This window comes from Streptomyces sp. NPDC059828 (assembly GCF_042731955.1).
GTDB lineage: Bacteria > Actinomycetota > Actinomycetes > Streptomycetales > Streptomycetaceae > Streptomyces.
The window spans coordinates 1-18669 of record NZ_JBHWIW010000010.1 but is presented as its reverse complement, the minus strand read 5'-3'; the positions used below and the strand labels follow the sequence as shown (position 1 = coordinate 18669).

Here is an 18669-nt window from a genome sequence, read left to right as displayed (position 1 = left end):
GACTGGCAATGTGGCGCATATGACAGACACCCCGGCACGACTGCTGAATCTGCTGTCCCTCCTCCAGACGCCGCGCGAATGGCCGGGCAGTGAGCTCGCCGACCGGCTCCAGGTGAGTCCGCGCACCATTCGGCGGGACATCGACCGGCTGCGTGACCTCGGCTATCCGGTCGAGTCGTCCAAGGGGGCCGCGGGCGGATACCGGCTGGTCGCGGGGGCGGCCATGCCTCCGCTGCTGCTGGACGACGAGGAGGCGGTCGCCATCGCGGTGGGTCTGCGTGCCGGTGCCGGGCATGCCATCGAGGGCGTCGACGAAGCGTCCGTACGGGCCCTGGCGAAGCTCGAGCAGGTGCTCCCGTCCCGCCTGCGCCACCGGGTCTCGACACTCCAGAACGCGATGATCCCGCTCACCCGCGGCGACGGCGCCACCGTCGACCCGCACACCCTCACCGCCATCGCCTCGACGGTCACCGGCCGCGAGCGGCTGCGCTTCGGCTACCGCGCCGGGGACGGCACGGAGACGAGGCGTCTGGTGGAGCCGTACCGGCTGGTCTCGACGGGGCGGCGCTGGTACCTGGTCGCGTACGACACCGGACGCGAGGACTGGCGGACGTTCCGGGTCGACCGGGTCAGCGAGCCCTTCGCGACGGGCGCCCGCTTCACACCGCGCACGGTGCCCGAGGGCTGGGACGCCAAGACGTTCGTGACGCACTCGATGTTCCGCAATCAGCCCGAGCACGCGCTGGACGTGAGCTTCGACGCCTCGGCGGAGTATGTCGCGGCCCAGCTCCCCGACTACCTCGGCACGCCCGAGGCGACCGGGCCGGAGAGCTGCCGCCTCCGCACCCGCGCGCAGGACTCGCTGGAGTGGCTGGCGCTACGACTCGCCCTGATGGACTGCGAGTTCACCGTGCACGGTCCGGCAGAGCTGTCCGGCTACCTCACCAGACTCGGCGCACGGCTGACCCGCGCCGCGGAGCGCGGTTCGCAAGGTACGGGGACCTGAAGGACGCAAGATGCAGCAGGGCCCAGAAGAAACAGAAAGACAAAGACCGAGCAAGGCCCGGCAAGAAACAGAAGACCCGGCAAGAAACAGAAGGACCCCGGCACCGGGGGGAGGGTGCCGGGGTCCGCTCATGAGGGGGTGCGCCGCCGCCTCGCAGCGCTGCGCTACGCCGCCGCGTCGAAACCGGTGTCCCGGGCCATCCGCTTCAGCTCCAGCAGCGCGTGCTTCTCGATCTGGCGTATGCGCTCGCGCGTCAGACCGTGCTCCTTGCCCACCTCGGTCAGTGTGCGCTCACGGCCGTCCTCGATGCCGTAGCGCATGCGGATGATCGAGGCCGTGCGGTGGTCGAGCCGGGCGATCAGGTCCTCGAGCTCCTCACTGCGCAGCAGCGTCAGCACGGACTGCTCCGGTGAGATGGCCGAGGTGTCCTCGAGCAGGTCACCGAACTGGGTCTCGCCCTCGTCGTCCACCGCCATGTTCAGCGAGACCGGATCACGCGCCCAGTCGAGCACATCCGTGACCCGCTCCGGCGTCGAGCCCAGCTCCTCCGCCACCTCGGCCGGCTCCGGATCGCGTCCGTGCTCGCGGTTGAACTCGCGCTGCACACGGCGGATCCGGCCCAGCTCCTCCACCAGGTGGACGGGCAGCCGGATCGTGCGGGACTGGTCGGCTATGGAACGGGTGATGGCCTGACGGATCCACCACGTGGCGTACGTGGAGAACTTGAAGCCCTTGGTGTAGTCGAACTTCTCGACCGCGCGCACCAGACCGGCGTTGCCCTCCTGGATCAGATCCAGCAGCGGCAGCCCACTGCGCGGATAGCGTCGCGCCACGGCTACCACCAGGCGCAGGTTCGACCTGATGAACACGTCCTTGGCGCGCTCACCCTCGTCGACGAGCGCCTCCAGCTCCTCGCGTGCGGCACCGCCCGCGTCGCTCTCTGCCTCACCGTCGAGGATCTGCCTGGCGTACACACCCGCCTCGATGGTCTGGGAGAGCTCGACCTCCCTGGCGGCGTCGAGCAGCGGCGTGCGCGCGATCTCGTCGAGATACATGCCGACCAGGTCGCGGTCGGCGATCTCCCCGCCCACGGCGCGAACGCTGCGTGCCCCATCAGCCCTGGCGCCACTGCTGGCGGACTGACGACGGGCGACGGCACGGGTTGCCATGCGTGCTCCCTTACTGAGTCGGTACTGAGTAGGTCGCGACACCCATTTGAGTCTTTCGGGTGCCCTGCATCCGAGGGAAACAACGACTGGAAACCGGACAGAATTCCCAGGCGTCTCAGGGATTTTTGTGATCTTGCAGTATCCTGCGCCGCTCAAAGGGGGAACAGATACCACAACAGCACACGGACGTGCAGGTCAGAGCGGGTTCGGAGGGTGACCTCCCGGCCCTCACCGAGCTCTACAACCACTACGTGCGCGAAACGGCCATCACCTTCGACACCGCCGTGTTCACCCCCGAGCAGCGCCGCCCCTGGCTGCACTCCCACCCCGAAGACGGCCCTCACCGTCTTCTGGTTGCCTCGGACGACCACCTTGGCCGCCTGCTCGGATACGCGTCCAGCAACCCCTTCCGCCCGAAACCCGCCTACGGCACCTCCGTCGAGGTGTCCGTCTATCTGGCGCCCAAGGCCGCGGGGCAGGGCATCGGCACGCTCCTCTACGACGCGCTCTTCCACGCCCTCGCGAGCGAGGACCTGCATCGCGCCTACGCGGCTATCGCTCTGCCGAACGAGCCGTCGGTCAGGCTCCACGAGCGCTTCGGCTTCCGCCACGTCGGTACGTTCGGGCAGGTCGGCCGGAAGTTCGGCAGGTACTGGGACGTGGCCTGGTACGAGAAGGAGCTGCGCCGTTCCGAGCGGGCGTAAGGGCGCGCGAACCCGTCACACACGCCAGATCTAGTTCAACATTCAATGATGGGCTCGTAGAGTGGATACATGACCACGGCATCCAATGCGGGCGACCCCCGCTGGCTCAGCCCCGATGAGCAGCGGATGTGGCGTTCCTACCTGCACGCCACACGCCTCCTCGAGGACAGTCTCGACCGCCAGCTCCAGCGGGACGCGGGCATGCCGCACATCTATTACGGTCTGCTCGTCCAGCTCTCCGAGGCACCACGCCGCCGGATGCGGATGACGGAGCTCGCCAAGGACGCCAAGATCACCAGGTCCCGGCTCTCGCACGCGATCGCGCGTATGGAAGGGAACGGCTGGGTGCGCCGCGAGGACTGCGCGTCGGACCGGCGTGGCCAGCACGCCTGCCTCACCGACGAGGGGTACGAGGTCCTGAGGAAGGCGGCGCCCGGCCATGTGGCCGCCGTACGGCAGGCGATCTTCGACCGGCTCACCCCGGACCAGGTGCGCCAACTCGGCGAGATCACGCGCATCATGACGGACGGTCTCCAGCCCGACGGCACCGGAGCCGACCTGCCCTGGCTGCGCTGACGAAAGAACGCCCATGCCGGCGGCGCCCCGGCTGCGCCGACGAGAACCGGCGACGCCCTGCGCTGACGGAAGCTGACGAAGGCGGCGACACCCCGGCTGGGCCGGTGAATGCCGACCCGACCGGCCCTTGCAGCCGGTCGGGTCGTACACCGCTCGGCACCCGCCGTGCCGTACCGCCTCAGTCGTACCGCCTCAGTGCGCGACGACCGGGATCTTCACCTCGTCCTCGACGCCACCGCCGGCAGCGACGTCCACCTGCGCCGCACCGTCCGGTCGCCCCGCGTTGATGAACGTGACGGCGACGGCCGAGGCGGCGGCCAGGATGCCGACGGCCCACCAGATGGCGCTGGAGTAGCCGTGCACCATGCCCTGGAGCTGGAGGTGGTCGCGGAGGCGGCGATGGTGTTCAGCAGGGCCGTCCCGATCGCGCCGCCGACCTGCTGCGAGGTGTTCACCATCGCGGAGGCGACACCCGCGTCACGGGCCTCGACGCCGATCGTCGACAGCGACATGGCGGGCATGAACGCCGTACCCATACCGAGTCCGAGCAGCAGCTGCGCGGGCAGGATCAGCGTCGTGTACGAGGAGTCGATCTCCAGCTGGGTCAGCAACAGCATGCCCGTCGCCGCGAGCAGGAAGCCAGGGCCCATGAGGAGCCGCGCAGGCACCCGGGTCATCAGCCGGGCACCGATCTGCGTGGAGCCCGTGATCATGCCCGCGATCATCGGGAGGAAGGCGAAGCCCGTCTTGACCGGGGAGTACCCCTTCACGACCTGGAGGTAGTACGTGAGGAAGAGGAACAGGCCGAACATCGCGATGACGGCGAGTCCGAGCGAGAGGTAGACACCGCCGCGGTTGCGGTCCATCAGCACGCGCAGCGGCAGCAGCGGCGAACGCACCCGGGACTCGGTGAACACGAACGCCGCGAGCAGCACCGCCGAGGCGACGAACAGGCCGATCGTGATCGAGTCGGACCAGCCGTCCGACTCGGCGCGGGTGAAGGCGTAGACGAGTGCCACAAGCCCGAGGGTCGACAGCACGACGCCGGGGATGTCCAGCGGCGAGCGGTTGCGGCCACCGGCCGGCTCGCGGATCACGAAGTACGCGCCCGCGGCGGCGACGATCGCGAAGGGGATGTTGACGTAGAACGTCCAGCGCCAGTCGAGGTACTCGGTGAGGAAGCCGCCGAGGATCAGCCCGACCGCGCCACCGCCACCGGCGATCGCGCCGTAGATCCCGAAGGCCTTGGCCCGCTCCTTGGCGTCGGTGAACATCACCGCGAGCAGCGAGAGCGCGGCGGGCGCGAGCAGCGCGCCGAAGGCACCCTGGAGGGCGCGCGAACCGAGCAGCATCGCCTGGCCGGTGGCGGCGCCACCGATGGCGGACGCGGCGGCGAAGCCGAGCAGCCCGACGACGAAGGTGCGCTTACGGCCCCACAGGTCGGCGATACGCCCGCCGAAGAGCAGGAGTCCGCCGAAGGCGAGGGCGTAGGCCGTGATGACCCACTGCCGGTTGCCGTCGGATATTCCGAGTGCCGTCTGGGCCGACGGCAGTGCGATGTTCACGATGGTCGCGTCGAGCACGACCATCAGCTGGGCGAGGGCAATGAAGACCAGCGCTTTCCAGCGACTGGGGTCGGGAAGCCGGGTATCGGTCGTTTTTGACATGCGTGGAGCCACCTAGGAGTGCGCGAGCGTACAAAAGTCGAGTAGTCAGAGCAGTCGGTCAGAAGGCAGGCAGGGGGTCGAAAGGAAGGCCGGGGCGACCGGAAGAAAGACCGGGAGGGCGACCGGGGGGAAGGCGGGGAGGAAGCTCAGCAGCCGCGCCTCACGGCGCCGTCCTCAGGTCCTCCAACGTCGCCGGTGCACCCGGCAGTTCGGAGCGCGCCGGTGCTTCGAGTCCGTCCAGCAGCAGCTGGAGATGACGGTGGACGAAGCGGTCCATGTCCAGGCACCCCGTCCCGGGCAGCGGCCGGGTGAGCTGGGAGAGCGCCACCATCAGATCCCCGACGGCGACGTCCGGCCGCAGCCTGCCCGCCGTCTGGGCCCGCTCGACGAGCCCCTGTACGGACGCTTCGAGCCGGTGGCCTTCGGCGAGCAGTTCGGGGTGGTCCTTGTCGAACGCGCCGGAGAGGACCGGGCACAGCGCGCCGATCCGTTCGTCGGCCGCCGCGTGGGCGAAGCGCACCAGCGCGGCGAAGGGGTCCGCCTCGGCCGCGGCCGCCTCCTCCACCCGGGCGGTGGTGCGCCGCATGACGCTGAGCACGACCTCGTGGACCAGGGCGGCCCGGTCGGGGAAGTTCCGGTAGAGGGTGGCGTTGCCGACGCCGGCTCGCCGGGCGACCTCGTCGAGCGGCACGTCCGGCCCGAGCTCGACGAACATCTCGCGGGCCGCCGTCACGATCCGCTCCCGGTTGCGCAGGGCGTCGGCCCTGGGCCGGGTGGCGCGACCCTCTGTCGTGGCGGTGCTCATGGCCCGCTCCCCTCCCTCTCTGGTGTCACTTCGTCATTTCGTCACCGCAATCGGGGACTGAATCCCCGTTTCGCGAGGACACCGATGCAAACGGGGATTCAGTCCCCGGTTATTTCGCACCGGCGGGGATTCTTCCAGTGATTCAGATCACGTGTTCGAGCATCGGCCCCCACCGGCGCCCTCCACCTCCCCCTCCTCGGCGTGTCCCACGATCGGCCCACCCGGCGCGCGCCCACCCCGCACCCGACCCAGGCTGATCGAACGGAGAGCAGTCGAGGACCGGCCGGCTGCCGCGTACCCGGAAGGCGATCGCATGCAGCATCCCCGCCGCCGGATACGCAGGCCCAGCACCCTCGGCGCCCTCGCGGCGCTGACCCTGGGCGCCCTGGCCACGGCGAGCTCGCACCTTCCCGGCTCCCACCGCACATCCGCCGGCAGCCCGGTGACGACGGCCGAGGAAGCGGCGCTGGGCCCCTGCCGCATCAGCGCCACCATGGGCGTGCAGATGTCGGAGGGCATGCCGACACCCTCGGGATACGTTCGCTCGACGGGCGAGGTTCGCGCCCTCAACATCATGGTCGACTTCCCGGACGCGGAGGGGCAGGGCTCGGCGCTGGACCGGTTCGCGGAGTTCTTCCCCGCGACCCAGAAGTGGTTCGCGACCAGCTCGTACGGCCGCCTCAGCTATCGCCCGGAGACCCCGCTGCCGAGCTGGCTGCGGATGCCCATGCCGTTCGCCGCGTACGGGATAGACCGCGGTTCACCGTACGAACCGGGCTACAGGCAGCTGGTGCAGGACATCATCACCATGGCCGACCCGCACGTGGACTTCAGCGCATACGACCTGGTCAACGTGCTGGTCACCCCGAATGCCGGGCCTTCGGCGCTGGACACCGTGCTGTCCGTGACCTTCTCCGGCAACCATGAGGCGCCGTACGCGGACGGTGTGCCGCTGTCCAACACCTCGTTCGTCTACAGCCGCCAGGACGACGGCTCCGGGTCCTACGACGCGAACGGCTTCCGGGTGCTCCCCCACGAGAACGGCCATGTCTTCGGCCTGCCCGACCTCTACACCTCGGAGGGCGGCGGCGCGGTCGGCCACTGGGACATCATGTCCGAGGACTGGGGTGCCAACAACGACCTGCTGGGCTGGCACAAGTGGAAACTGGGCTGGCTCGACAACAACCAGGTGAGCTGCGCGTCCGCGAGCGGGATCAAGGACTACGCGCTCACGCCGCTCGCCACCACCGGGGGCCGCAAGCTGGTCTTCGTACCGCTCGGCGCCGAAGCCGGGTACGCGGTCGAGGTCCGCACGCGGGACGGCAACGACGAGGCGGTCTGCGAGCCGGGAGTCCTCATCTACCGCGTGGAGTCGGACGTGGACACGGGACAGGGACCGGTGCAGGTCGCGGACAGTGATCAGGACAGCGGCGGCTGCACCAGACGTCCCAACGTGCACGCGGAGCTGTCGGACGCGCCGTACCGCCCGGGCGAGTCGTTCGAGGACAACCGGAACGGGATCCGCATCACGGTCATGTCCGAGAACGCGAAGGGCATCTACAGGGTGCGGGTCTCACGCCCCTGATGCGGGAATGATCTGAGCTCGCAGCTCCCGCTTGAGGATCTTCCCGGTGGCGTTTCGGGGCAGCGGCGCATCCCGTACGACGATGTGCACCGGCACCTTGAACGCGGCAAGGCACCCACCCACATGCGCACGCAGCTCGTCAGCTGTGACGGCCGCCCCGTCCCGCAGCCGCACCACCGCGGCCACCTCTTCGCCGAGTACGGGGTGCGGCACACCGAGCACGGCCGCGTCGGCGACATCCGGGTGATCGTGCAGTACGGCCTCGACCTCGACGCAGTACACGTTCTCCCCGCCACGGATGATCATGTCCTTGATGCGGTCCACGATCGTGATCAGACCGCCGTCCCGCACGGTCGCGAGGTCACCCGTCCTGAACCAGCCGTCCTCGGTGAACGCGGCGGCCGTGGCCTCGGCATCCCGCCAGTACCCGCGCACCAGTGACTGTCCGCGCAGCCACAGCTCGCCGACCTCGCCCTCCGTCAGCGCCTGCCCGTCCGGCCCGGCGATCCGCACTTCCGTGGCGGGGGTGGCCCGCCCGACGCTTCCGGGGTGCGCGCGGTACTCGGCGCCGAAATTCGCCGTCACCCCACCGCAGGTCTCGGTGAGCCCGTAGCCGTTGCGCGGCTCGATGCCCTGCCCGTAGCGGGCCATGAGCCGCGCGACGATGCCGGGCGGAGCGGCGGCGCCACCCGTGTTGAGGTGCGTGAGGCTCTCCAGTGCCGCGCCCCGCCGCTCGGCGGCGTCGAGCAACTGGAGCGCGGTGGTGGGCACGCCGGAGTAGTGGGTGACGCGGTGCCTCTCGATCAGGGCCAGCGCCTGCTCCGCGTCCCACTTGCGCATGAGCACGACCGTCCCGCCGACGGACATCAGCGAGTACAGGGTGGTGAAGGCCGCCGCATGGAAGAACGGGAAGGTCATGAGGTTCACGGGCGTGGGCCCCTGCCCGGGGACCATGCCCTTCGCGAGCGCGGACAGGGCGGCGGTGTAGCGAGGGTTCATCACGGCCCCGGCCTGAGCGAGCTGGGTGGCCACGGCCCCCTTGGGGCGGCCCGTCGTGCCGGACGTGTAGCTGATCGTGGCATCGTCCTCCGGCCGTATGTCCACGTCCGGGGGCGCGGGCGCCGCGGCGGGGTCGGGCAGCGCGGGCAGGTCCTCGTACCGCTCGACGCCCTCGCCGAGGTCCGCTGCGGGCCCCTCGTGGTGGAACACGACGATTCGGGCCCGGCCCCGCGCCCACTTCCCGACACGCGGCAGCCGCTCCCCGTCGACCAGCAACACCTCGGGGGTGCAGTCGTCGAGGGCATACGTGAACTCGTCCTCGGTCCACCAGGCGTTCAGCGGCACCGCCACCAGCCCAGCGAGCTGCGTCGCCCAGAAGGCGACCTGCCACTCGGGGTGGTTGCGCATCGCGACTGCGGCCCGGTCGCCGGGCCGCAGTCCGTATCCGTCGATGAGGCGGTTGGCCAGAGCGGACGCGGCGGCGAAGAACTCCCCGTATGTATACGTACGGCTCTCGGCGACCATGAACGGCCGCTCGCCGAATGCCCAGGTGGTCTCTACGAACTCGCGCAGGGTGCGCGGCCCCGAAGCGTAGGCACCGTCCACGACGGCGAAGGGCGCACCGGGCGCGGTGAGAAAACTGAAGTCAGCACCGGAATCGGAGTGCGCCACGCCCGCCCCCTCAGTCGTGTCGTCCAAGCGCTCGCTTGGCCCGGCGCTCGACCCTAGGCTCCGGTCAGCCCCCGGTCAAGGTCCATGCATGGCGCACCTATCTGGCGGGCCGTCCGGCCTCCACGAGCTCACGCAGCCGCTCCAGGACAAGCCCGGCGTGCCGCTCGGGCTCCGGCACCGGATGGACCAACGACCGCACCCGCCCCTCGCGGTCCAGCACGACCCCGGCCCGAGCGAACAGCCGCCGCTCCCCCACCCGCACCTCCGGCACACCCAGCGCCCGCCCGAGCGCCAGATCGCCGTCACCCACCAGGGGGTAGCCGAGCTCCCTGACCGCGGCGAACTCCGCCAGATGCCCGGGCGCATGCGCACTCACCCCGAGCACTCTGGCCCCCGCACGGGCAAAGGCGGTGGCTTCGTCCCGCACGGAGCACAGCCCTGTGGTGCACCCCGCGAGCTCCGGAAGCACCTCCCCGATCCCCGGTTCGGTGATGAAGAACAGCACCGTCCACGGGTGCTCGGTCGAGGGAACGCTGACAGGTCCCTCGGTGGTTTCAACGGTGCGTCGCACAAAAGCCCCCTCATCCATGCCCGGCTCGGGCGGAAACCAGCATCGGACAGCTGCCCCCTTTCGTCCAAAATCTCGTACGCGGCCTCCGCCGCACTCTCAGCTTCGACATCGCCCCCACCTCCACCGACCGCCACGTCGCTCCAACCACCCCGCAACCCCCGGGACCTGATACCGGGAGAGACCACCGACCCGCTCCCCGGCCTCCGCGACCGGCCACCCCGCGCACACCTCCCGAGTCTGGCGCCTGGGCCGACGAGGCGAAGCGACCTGGCACACCCCGGCAAACGGCGGCCGTCCACACCTCTCGACGGCAAACATGCTGGTAAGGGCGCCCCTGCCAGCCGGCCAAGGAAACCAGGGCCTCCTAGGGGATGGTCATCCGCTACCCTGTTCCCTGGTCAGCCGTTGGCGGGGTTCTTCTCGGGCAGCAGTGCTGACCAGTGGACTCGGCCTCATGGCTGAAGATCCACGCCTCCGTAGCTCAGGGGATAGAGCACCGCTCTCCTAAAGCGGGTGTCGCAGGTTCGAATCCTGCCGGGGGCACAGCAGTAAGGGCCAGTTCAGAGGCTTGATCCTCTCGAACTGGCCCTTTCGCATGATCGCGGCCGTGCCACACACGTGCCAGATGCCCGCTAGGACTCCGCTCCCCCGTTGCTCTGGCGGATCATCGCTCCCAGCCGGTCAGCAATGGCGCGGTCCCGGTCAGCCGTCATGTGCTGATAGATCAGCGCAGCCCGCGCGGTGCTGTGGCCCATGCGGGTCATCAGCTCCCGGGTGCTCGCCCCGGCGGCGACCAAGGTATTCCCCGTGTGCCGCAGATCATGGAAGTGGACGTCAGCCGTGATGCCCGCCTTCGTGCGTGCCTTGATCCAGTCGTCCCGGAAGTTGCTGCGACGGAGTCGGCCTCCCTGGGGCCCGAGGAAGACGTGACCGTCCCGGCCAGCACCCGCGCAGTGCTCCAGGTGCTCGGTCACGTCGGCCAGGATCTCGTCCGGGAAGGCGACGGGACGGACACCAGCCGCCGACTTGGGAGCCTTGTCGAAGAGCTTGCCGTCCTGCATTTCTGCCTGAGCCCGCTGGACCAGGACCACGCGCCCAGTCACGTCGATGTCGCGGCGGCGCAGGGACGCCAGCTCACCGAACCGCAGGGTGGTGAAGGCCGCGAGCAGCACGAGCAGGCGGTAGCGAGGGGTGATGGCATCGGCCACGGCGTAGACCTCGTCCACGGTCAACACCGGACGCTCAGGCACGTCGTAACGGTCGGCTCCCTTGACCCGACACGGATTGCGACGGATCAGTTCGTCGTCAACGGCCGTGTTCATCATGGCCCGGAGGATCTGATACGCCTTGACGACGGTCGGCTCCCCCACGCCCGCAGCAAGCAGATTCCCGCGCCAGGCTCGGACGCGCGATGTGGTGACATCGGCCAGCGTCCCGGCACCGAATGTCGGCTTGATGTGCAGCCTGATCACCGCCTCGTTCCGCTCCCTGCTCCGGTCGGCCAGCTTGCGGTCCCGCAGCCAGGCATCCGCGAACTGAGCGAACGGCACAGCCCCCTTGTCCGGGTCATCCCACTGCCCACGGGAGATGTCGGCCTCGATGTGCGTCAGCGCCACCTCAGCGTCGGTCTTGGACGCGTAGGTCTTTTCTGCGCTGCGGAGTTGTCCCGTGGCCGGGTCGCGGTAGCGCACCTGCCATCGACCCGACTTCAGCTGACGCACCGCGCCGAAGCGTCGACGGTTGCCCTTCTTGTTGGCCATCAGGCAGCCCTCCGAAGAGCGGCGCGCCGGACCGTCACCGGCTCGACAGTGTGTGCCGTGACGAAGTCGGCAACGGCGCTCTCGGGGATGCGGACATGTCGGCCGACCTTCACGAACGTGATCCGACGCTCCTCGATCAGGCGCCGGGGGAACCGGACGGTGGTACCGAGGAGTTCGGCCACTTGGTCCACGCTGAGCAGTCGGTCGGTCATACGGCGGTGTCTCCTTCGATCTCGTCGGGTGTGAATGCGGCGGCGAGCCATTCCTCACCGCGGGTGAGGCCGACACCGGCGTAGACCCAGTGGGCGAGGACGAGTGTGGTGTCGTCACTGTCCGCATCGGCCGGCACAGGCGTTTGGTCACCGAGGGCGATGGCGGCTTGCAGGCGTCGCCATTCGGCGCGGGCGGCCCGGAGGGCGCCGAGGGTGGTGGAGTAGCGGCGGGTCTTGGTGGAGAAGTGGCCGCGGAAGCCGAGCATGTGGGCCCAGGCACGCAGGCGCAGGTCTTCCAGGTCTTTGCGTGCCCCGAGGGCCCAGGCGGTGCGGATCAGCCGCTCAGCATGCTGGGAGAGGTTCATACGGGCGAGTTCGGCGATGAACCGGACGGGGCGGTCGAGAGTGCCGGTCGCGGTCTCGGCTCCCTTGGTGGCGTACTTGGCGATGTAGGCGGCAACCGCCTTGTCGGTCAGCTGGGTCGGACCGCCAAAGTCGGCGGTGCGAATGGTGCGGATGTCGAGCTGGCGGCCGAAGGCGAAGGCGTGGGCGCGGCCATCGACGACCGGGCCAGGCACCTCGGCAGCAGACGCGGCGGCGCGGATGGCGTCGGTGAGGAGTTCCGCGGTGGCCCAGGGCGGTGGTGGGTCGTCGCTGCCGGTGGGTCCGTCGAGGCGGATGACCGCGTGGAAGTGGATGGCACCCCTGCGCTGGTATTCGGCGACCTTGGCGAACGAGATGCGGGCGTGATCGGCGAAGTCGCGTTGGGTGAGTCCAGCGCGCTTGGCGACTTCGCGGCGCAGGTAGATGGAGAAGCGGGCCCAGATCTTGGAGGCGTGCGCGTTCCAGAGAACTGCGGCTTCGTAGTCGTAGGTGTCGGGATCAAGGGGTGTGCCTAACTCGGGTGCGTCGTCGGGGTGCTGGGTGCCGCAGCGGCATTGACCGCGGGTGGGACGGTTGTGGACGGGGCCGAAGCTGGGGGCGGTGAACGTGGCGAACACGCGCGGGTGGGTGGCGACTGCTTCGGGGGTGCCTTTGCCGCCGCGGAGTCCGGCGGTGATCAGTTGGTAGGTGTCGCGGCGGTAGGTCTCCGCGCAGGCCGGGCACCGGGTGGCGCGGCGGTTGTTGCATCGGACCAGCAGGTTCCCGGCGGGCATGTCGGCGGCGTTCAGGTGGTGCAGGACGGGGCCGATCTCGCCGGTGGCGGTGTTGAGGGCGTGTTCGGTGCGGTGGCCGTCGAGGCGGATCGGGGTGGTGCAGCCGCCCAGGCTGCGGAGCTGGCGGACGAGTTCGGGCATGGTGCCCAGGCCCGCGAGGAAGGCGAGATCACTTACCGGCGGTGCAGTCGTGGCCGTGGTCAACGAGGGTTCCTCCTCTGCAATGGGGAGGGCCGGGGCACCGGCCGCCGTGGGTGGCGGGCAGTGCCCCGGCCAGTGCGTGTCAGCGGCGGTTGAAAGCTGCGGTCGCGGCGGTGCGGAGCAGGGCGCGGGCGGAGGGGAGGGTGCCGGTGCCGTCGCAGGGCTTGCAGTGGGCGGTGATGGTGTTGAGGTGTCCGGCGCGGTTGCGGCCGCCGAGGGTGATGGCGACGGAGGCGAAGCCGTCGCAGGCCGGGCACACTCGGGTCTGGGCAGGGCGGTGCTGGGGCATGATGTGGATTCCTTCCGGATCAGTGGTTCGGGCAGGGGCATGGCCGTCCGGGTGGCGGAGACTTGGCGGTTTCAGGGCCGCCCGGAGGGCCGGTCAGCGCATCTGGCGCCGGGAGTCGTTCAGGAGCGAGCGCAGGACTACTGCGCAGATCGCGACGGAGACGCCGGTGACGGCGAGGGCCAGGAGCAGCGAGACCAGGACCGCGCCGACGACCAGGACCACGGCAGCCCCACCGCCGACCACGGCCGCGAACTGGGCCGGGGACAGCCGTACCGACGGACCAGCCGAAGGCGCGACAGACGCCGGTGCCGAGGTGTGGTGCTGGCAGGCGCACGGGGCCGTGTCGAGGTGGGGCTCGATGGCACCGGGCGTGACGCTGGTCGGGGTGAGCGGGATCGTGGTGCCGGTGGGCAGCGGATTGACCGGGATGCGGGGCTGGAACACGGGGGTTCTCCCTTCCGGGCGGGCTACTTGATGACGGGGCTGATTGCGGGGGCAAGCAGGCTGTCGGCGAGGAGGTAGCCGCCGAGCAGGAGCACGGCGACGAGCCACCAGGGCGGGCGGATGAGCTTGAGGCCGAGCCAGCCGACGACGATCAGCGCGAGCCAGAGCGGCACGTCCACGACGGGTCTCCTTCCGGATTCAGGCGAGTTGGGCGGCGAGCTGGTCAGCCATCGGGGCGGGCAGGCCGAGGCGATCGCGCAAGGTGTCCGCATCGATCGGGGTGCCGGTCTGGGCGCGGTGGGCATCGGCGACCTTGCGGGCGTGGTCGACGAGCGCGGGCGGCACGTTCACCGGCTCCGGCTCCCGTTCCGGCTCGATGACGGGTGCGGGCAGGGCAGGGACGGGTTCGGCGGGCTCGACCGCATCCGCCACCGGCTCGAACGCAGGCGTGGGGTTGGCTGGCGGTTCGGCCGGCATGGCAACCGGCCCGGGCTCAGCGGTGGCGGGGGGTGTGTGGACGAGGAGGGTGCCGCCGAGGAAGGCCAGGGCAGGCCATCCGGCGACGAGGATGCGCAGCCAGTCGGGTACGTCGTTCAGGTCGAGGAGTCCTGCGGTGGCGACGTTGGCTCCGAGGGATGCGGTCAGCGCGACGGTGAACCAGGTCCATGCCGCACAGGTGTGGGCACCGCTTGTGCGTAGGGTGCGAAGGCGGTGCCAGGCGGCGACGAGGAGCAGGTCGACTGAGACGGGGTAGGCCCAGGCCTTCCAGCCGTCCTGTCCGGCAGCGGCAGCCAGGTCGTGCAGGTGGGCGAAGGAGAGCGCACCGGCAATCACGGCCTGTACCAGCACGGCATCCGGACGGATCGATCGGATCATGGTCTTCACCTCCTTCAATGGGGTTGAAGCCGGGGTCGGGCGATGCTGTCGTCCAGCCCCGGGCGGGGAGCGGCTAGTTGGTGGCGTGGCCGGTGCCGAGGCAGGTCAGGCAGAGGGCGGCCTGGCGGTCGGTGGTCTCGTGGGAATTGCGGACGGAGCCGACGCGGACCGTTTCGGTGGTCTCGCCGGTGCCCTTGCAGTCCGGGCATTTCTTCGCCCGTGTGGTGCGGGCGGTGGTCTTCCTGGCAGCCATGGCGGCGCCTCCTGTCGGGGTTCGGGCATGGCTCGGGTAGGGACCTGGCGCGAAGGTGATCGCGCCGACCAGGTGGGGCGGGGGTGTTACGAGGAAGCCGCAGCGGGCTCGGGGGCCAGGACCTCGACCGGGTCCGCGGGCTGCGGGCGCCAAGCGGCGAGCGTTGGCAGGAGCGGAGTCAGGTGGGCGAACTCGCGGCAGACGGCAGCGGCTTCACCCAGGCTCGTGCGAGGGGTGCGGATGCGGGACCAGCCACCGGAGGAGTCCCCGGCAATCGCCAGCCCAGGGCGTTCGGCCGGGATGCTCGTGGCTGCCACGACAGCGAGGTCGTTGATGTCGCCGAGACCCATTTCGGCGGTCTGGCGGTCGTTGCAGCGGTGCACCACACGGCCGGTCAGCTGAGCACGCAGAGCGGTAGCGCCCTTACCGAGTTCGGCGCCGAAGCGCTGCCCGCAGATCTCCAGGTGGATACCGACCGCGCGGGAGAGCTGGGCCAGGCGCACCAGCTGGGTGACCATGCGATCCCGCCGAGCTATGTCCGTCTTGGAGGCGGTCAGGAACAGTTCGGCGATCTCATCGACCAGGACCACGACCGGGACGGGCCGGATCTTCTTCGGCAGATCCCAGATGTCGGAGGTGATGTCCTCCAACGCCGTGCCGGGCGTGATGCCCTGGTGCAGGCACAGCAGGTCGAACCGGTCCTCCATCTCACCCACGAGCGCATCAAGCAGCCCGTCCGCATCATCCGGAGTGGTCGCCAGGGCCGACAGGCGCGGGGCGAACGGGGTCTGTTCCACACCGCGCTTGCAGTCGATCCCGACCAGCGCCACATGCAGCGGAGCAAGCCCCTTGATCAGGCAGCGCTGATACATCGACTTGCCCGACTTGTTGGCACCCAGCGTCAGACCGTGCGGGATCGCCGTGTAGTCACGGACGAACGGCAGACCGTCCTCCCGCAGCCCCACGACGGCAGCCAAGGGCCCCGGGGCGAGGCGGCGCGGCATCCGCACCCGGGCGAGAATGTCGAAGCCGGTCATCCGCAGGTCGACCACACCCGGTTTGATCTCGGCCACGTGCACCGAGTAGACGCCCCAGGCGTGCCGCAGCCGGACCGCGGACTTCACCACATCATCCGGCTCCAGCCCCGCAGCCAGCCGCAGCCGCAACCGAAGCCCCGTACGCGTGGGGCTGATTCCGCGAATCCTCGGAATGCCCGGGCGAGGCTCCTCGGCGCCGGTGGCCCGCTTGGCGAACACCCGCCACCACGGCGGGGCCACAGTCAGCTCACAGGCCTCCATGGTCTGCCGGTAGGACGACAGGACCCGGTACAGCGCGGCCGGAAGACCCACCAGAGTCCAGTACAGGGCCGGGGCCTTGACCCGGGCCACCATCAACAGCGCGACGGCTATGACCGCCAGCGCTAACAGCACGCCCCCGGACACCGGGCTCAGCCCTTCGCAGAGGGGGCGACCAGCGCGACAGCACGGAACGCGATCCCGAACCGCTTCTCACCGTTGAACGTGTTCTCCCAGTCCCGGGCCTTGAGGCCGACGACCTTCACCGGCATACCGAGCGTGATTCCCGCCGGGACGCCGGTCTCCGGAACCGAGACGGTGAAGAGGTTCGCCTCACCCTCGTCCGCGATGGTCAGGCCGACCGTCATCATCTTGGCCTTGGTCTCCCGGTCAACGGCGATCTCGCCGGACTCCTTGTTGATGACCTTGTGCTTCGGCTCAACCGCAACGAACACCACAGCAGTCGAAGTGTCGATCTTGAAGCTAGGCATGAAGGGAACTCCTGCCGATAAGGGGGGGTTACCACCCAGGGCGCCCTCTCAGCGGTTGCTAAGGGGGGGTTAACACTAAGATGCACCCGCCTGGCGCGAGTGTCAAGCCCCCCTTATCATCGGGGTGTGAAGCCATCCGCCCTGCGTCAGATCGGAGGCGTCGGGCAATGATTGATGAAGTCCGACGTGTAGCAGCCATCAAGGATCACGGCCTTCGAGTGAAGGCCGCAGTTGAGCTGATGGAAGAGCTGCAAGCCGCTGTCGTAGAGACCTCTCGGATGCGTAAAGAGAGCATCGCCTGGCTGCGTCAGAGCGGCCTGTCCATGGCCGATGTCGCCAAGCTCATGGGAGTCAGCCGCGCTCGCGTTGCCCAGCTCAAGGACGCTGGCCCGCCGACCGAGCGCGCGTTCCTGGGCGTCGACCGTGTGCACGTCGCGGTCCCGCAGCGGCCGGGCGAACGTGACTACGTAGCCATCGAGGACAGCGCCACGGGTCAGCAACTGATCAATCTGGCGCACCGAATGCAGCTCGACGGAGAGCTCGAGTACATCCCCACCTCCGGAGCTATCGACCTCAACCGCGAGGGCATGGTCGTCGTCTGCGGCCCGAAAACGTCACCGGTCACCGCCGCGGCCTTGGGGGCCGACCCCCGACTGTCGTTCGAGACACTGGACGACGGCAGGTGGGCGCTGATCGACCGCGAAAGCCATCAGGTCTACACGTCACCGAGCGACGAGCCAAGCGATCCGGAGTGCGGGGACGTCGCCTATCTCGGGCGTCTGCCGAGGCCGGATAGTCAAGGTACTTTCCTGCTGATCGCCGGTGTGCACGCGGTTGGGTCGCTGGGTGTTGCCCACTACCTGTCCGGTCACCTCGCAGAGCTCTACGAACAGGTCGGTAGCGAGCCGTTCTCCATGGTCATCGGCTGTGACTACGAAGCCGGGAGCAAGCGAATCGCTGGCACGCGAGCCGTAACCGAGATCCTCCGGCACGAAGCCGCCTGACATGCGTGTCTCGTTCGCCAGCTCACCCAGGCCAGGCCGAGAGAACGAAGACTTCGTCATCGCCAGCCCGGACGTCGCAGTCGTACTCGACGGAGCGGGCATCCCAGATGGCTTGAGCACCGGATGTCTTCACGGGGTGCCGTGGTTCGTCCAGCAGCTCGGCACAGATCTGCACCGCCGGGCAGTCGAGCAACAGGCCGGCCTCATCGAGTGCCTGGCGGACTCCATTTACCATGTCCGCCAGCTGCACGCGTCGACCTGCGATCTCAGCAATCCCATGACGCCTACGGCCACCGTTGCCATGGTTCGAGTCCGCGGGGACTCGCTTGAATGGCTGGCGCTCAGCGACTCAACCATCGCGATCGACGGTCGGCATGGACTTCAAACCGTCGCGGATCACCGCGTCTCCCACGTGACGGAAAGCCAACGGATCAACATGAAAGCCTCATTGGAGGGCCTGACGGAGTCGGACAGGCGACACAAACTCGCGTACGCCCAACGCGACGTCATGAACCAGGCTGAGGGCTACTGGGTAGCAGCCCACGACCCCAAGGCAGCGGAGGAAGCCCTAAGAGGTTCGGTCCCACTCGCCGACGTCCGAACCGTCGCCCTACTAACAGATGGGGCCGCACGACCAGTGGACGACTTCCACGAGATGACGTGGACCGAGGCGATGCACCACCTCGAAGCCGAAGGCCCCGAAGGCCTGATCGACCGCACCCGCGCCATGGAGAACGCCGACCCCAACGCCAAGCGATGGCCACGACGCAAGCGCCACGACGACGCGACCGCAGCCCTGTTGCGCTTCTGACAACGTGACCCGGCAAGCCGGATAGCGTGTCGGATCCCAGCTGATGCCTGACGTTCTGGTCCCAGGTGATGCTTGACGGTGGGCCTAGACAACGTAGGGAGCCCCGTGGGGCTTGTTCGCTT

The 18669-nt window shown here is 69.2% G+C and carries 21 protein-coding genes, 1 tRNA gene and 1 pseudogene; 8 read left to right on the top strand and 15 right to left on the bottom strand.

Features of this window, described 5'->3' with window-relative positions; all coding sequences use genetic code 11:
- Positions 1–19 precede the first annotated feature (19 nt).
- The gene (locus ACFV6V_RS08680) at positions 20–1006 is read left to right on the top strand and encodes a helix-turn-helix transcriptional regulator (protein WP_385561110.1); all 987 of its coding nucleotides are present in this window, start codon (positions 20–22) and stop codon (positions 1004–1006) included.
- Between the two features lie 164 nt (positions 1007–1170).
- On the opposite strand, the gene ACFV6V_RS08675 is transcribed toward ACFV6V_RS08680, so the two are convergent.
- Positions 1171–2175, bottom strand: coding sequence for an RNA polymerase sigma factor RpoD/SigA (locus tag ACFV6V_RS08675; protein WP_385561107.1), 1005 nt, complete (start codon positions 2173–2175; stop codon positions 1171–1173).
- A gap of 188 nt (positions 2176–2363) precedes the next feature.
- Here ACFV6V_RS08675 and ACFV6V_RS08670 point away from each other — a divergent pair, with 188 nt between their 5' ends.
- Both ACFV6V_RS08670 and ACFV6V_RS08665 read left to right on the top strand, forming a co-directional pair.
- Positions 2364–2879 carry a GNAT family N-acetyltransferase gene (locus ACFV6V_RS08670; RefSeq protein ID WP_385561104.1) on the top strand — a complete coding sequence of 172 codons (516 nt, stop codon included), beginning with the start codon at positions 2364–2366 and terminating at the stop codon, positions 2877–2879.
- Positions 2880–2948: 69 nt separating this feature from the next.
- Complete coding sequence (locus tag ACFV6V_RS08665) at positions 2949–3455, top strand: MarR family winged helix-turn-helix transcriptional regulator (RefSeq protein ID WP_385561101.1); 507 nt, start codon at positions 2949–2951, stop codon at positions 3453–3455.
- 192 nt (positions 3456–3647) lie between these two features.
- Here ACFV6V_RS08665 and ACFV6V_RS08660 read toward each other — a convergent pair.
- A pseudogene (locus tag ACFV6V_RS08660) lies at positions 3648–5020 on the bottom strand (MFS transporter).
- Between ACFV6V_RS08660 and ACFV6V_RS08655 the strand changes: the two are divergent.
- A complete protein-coding gene (locus tag ACFV6V_RS08655; protein WP_385561433.1) occupies positions 4987–5064 on the top strand; it encodes a hypothetical protein in 78 nt (25 codons plus the stop codon). The pseudogene ACFV6V_RS08660 and the gene ACFV6V_RS08655 overlap by 34 nt on opposite strands.
- Before the next feature lie 218 nt (positions 5065–5282).
- On the opposite strand, the gene ACFV6V_RS08650 is transcribed toward ACFV6V_RS08655, so the two are convergent.
- On the bottom strand, positions 5283–5927 hold the full coding sequence (locus ACFV6V_RS08650) for a TetR/AcrR family transcriptional regulator (protein WP_385561099.1): 645 nt from the start codon (positions 5925–5927) through the stop codon (positions 5283–5285).
- A 313-nt stretch (positions 5928–6240) separates the two neighbouring features.
- On the opposite strand from ACFV6V_RS08650, the gene ACFV6V_RS08645 reads away from it, so the two are divergent.
- Positions 6241–7512, top strand: coding sequence for a M6 family metalloprotease domain-containing protein (locus tag ACFV6V_RS08645; RefSeq protein ID WP_385561096.1), 1272 nt, complete (start codon positions 6241–6243; stop codon positions 7510–7512).
- Here ACFV6V_RS08645 and ACFV6V_RS08640 read toward each other — a convergent pair.
- Positions 7501–9183, bottom strand: a complete 1683-nt coding sequence (locus tag ACFV6V_RS08640; protein WP_385561093.1) for a class I adenylate-forming enzyme family protein — start codon at positions 9181–9183, stop codon at positions 7501–7503. The two genes, ACFV6V_RS08645 and ACFV6V_RS08640, sit on opposite strands and share 12 nt — an antisense overlap.
- Before the next feature lie 97 nt (positions 9184–9280).
- The gene (locus tag ACFV6V_RS08635; protein ID WP_385561090.1) at positions 9281–9754 is read right to left on the bottom strand and encodes a redoxin domain-containing protein; all 474 of its coding nucleotides are present in this window, start codon (positions 9752–9754) and stop codon (positions 9281–9283) included.
- A 470-nt stretch (positions 9755–10224) separates the two neighbouring features.
- Here ACFV6V_RS08635 and ACFV6V_RS08630 point away from each other — a divergent pair.
- Positions 10225–10297 (top strand) — tRNA-Arg (locus tag ACFV6V_RS08630).
- Between the two features lie 89 nt (positions 10298–10386).
- On the opposite strand, the gene ACFV6V_RS08625 is transcribed toward ACFV6V_RS08630, so the two are convergent.
- The 10 genes from ACFV6V_RS08625 to ACFV6V_RS08580 all read right to left on the bottom strand — a co-directional run bounded on the left by ACFV6V_RS08625 (position 10387) and on the right by ACFV6V_RS08580 (position 16732).
- Positions 10387–11514, bottom strand: a complete 1128-nt coding sequence (locus ACFV6V_RS08625) for a tyrosine-type recombinase/integrase (RefSeq protein WP_385561087.1) — start codon at positions 11512–11514, stop codon at positions 10387–10389.
- A complete protein-coding gene (locus tag ACFV6V_RS08620) occupies positions 11514–11726 on the bottom strand; it encodes a helix-turn-helix domain-containing protein (protein WP_385561084.1) in 213 nt (70 codons plus the stop codon). Before ACFV6V_RS08620 ends, ACFV6V_RS08625 begins: the two co-directional genes overlap by 1 nt.
- The gene (locus ACFV6V_RS08615; protein ID WP_385561430.1) at positions 11723–13024 is read right to left on the bottom strand and encodes a replication initiator; all 1302 of its coding nucleotides are present in this window, start codon (positions 13022–13024) and stop codon (positions 11723–11725) included. The genes ACFV6V_RS08620 and ACFV6V_RS08615 overlap by 4 nt, the downstream gene beginning before the upstream one ends.
- Before the next feature lie 142 nt (positions 13025–13166).
- Complete coding sequence (locus ACFV6V_RS08610; protein WP_385561081.1) at positions 13167–13373, bottom strand: hypothetical protein; 207 nt, start codon at positions 13371–13373, stop codon at positions 13167–13169.
- Positions 13374–13466: 93 nt separating this feature from the next.
- Positions 13467–13817, bottom strand: a complete 351-nt coding sequence (locus tag ACFV6V_RS08605) for a SpdD-like protein (RefSeq protein ID WP_385561078.1) — start codon at positions 13815–13817, stop codon at positions 13467–13469.
- Positions 13818–13840: 23 nt separating this feature from the next.
- Positions 13841–13996, bottom strand: a complete 156-nt coding sequence (locus ACFV6V_RS08600; RefSeq protein WP_385561075.1) for a hypothetical protein — start codon at positions 13994–13996, stop codon at positions 13841–13843.
- 19 nt (positions 13997–14015) lie between these two features.
- The gene (locus ACFV6V_RS08595) at positions 14016–14693 is read right to left on the bottom strand and encodes a DUF2637 domain-containing protein (RefSeq protein ID WP_385561072.1); all 678 of its coding nucleotides are present in this window, start codon (positions 14691–14693) and stop codon (positions 14016–14018) included.
- Between the two features lie 73 nt (positions 14694–14766).
- Positions 14767–14946, bottom strand: a complete 180-nt coding sequence (locus ACFV6V_RS08590) for a hypothetical protein (RefSeq protein ID WP_385561070.1) — start codon at positions 14944–14946, stop codon at positions 14767–14769.
- Between the two features lie 86 nt (positions 14947–15032).
- A complete protein-coding gene (locus tag ACFV6V_RS08585) occupies positions 15033–16337 on the bottom strand; it encodes an FtsK/SpoIIIE domain-containing protein (RefSeq protein WP_385561428.1) in 1305 nt (434 codons plus the stop codon).
- 56 nt (positions 16338–16393) lie between these two features.
- Positions 16394–16732, bottom strand: coding sequence for a hypothetical protein (locus ACFV6V_RS08580; protein ID WP_385561068.1), 339 nt, complete (start codon positions 16730–16732; stop codon positions 16394–16396).
- Positions 16733–16899: 167 nt separating this feature from the next.
- On the opposite strand from ACFV6V_RS08580, the gene ACFV6V_RS08575 reads away from it, so the two are divergent.
- A complete protein-coding gene (locus ACFV6V_RS08575; RefSeq protein WP_385561065.1) occupies positions 16900–17736 on the top strand; it encodes a sigma-70 family RNA polymerase sigma factor in 837 nt (278 codons plus the stop codon).
- A 1-nt stretch (position 17737) separates the two neighbouring features.
- On the top strand, positions 17738–18547 hold the full coding sequence (locus tag ACFV6V_RS08570) for a protein phosphatase 2C domain-containing protein (protein ID WP_385561062.1): 810 nt from the start codon (positions 17738–17740) through the stop codon (positions 18545–18547).
- Positions 18548–18669 lie beyond the last annotated feature (122 nt).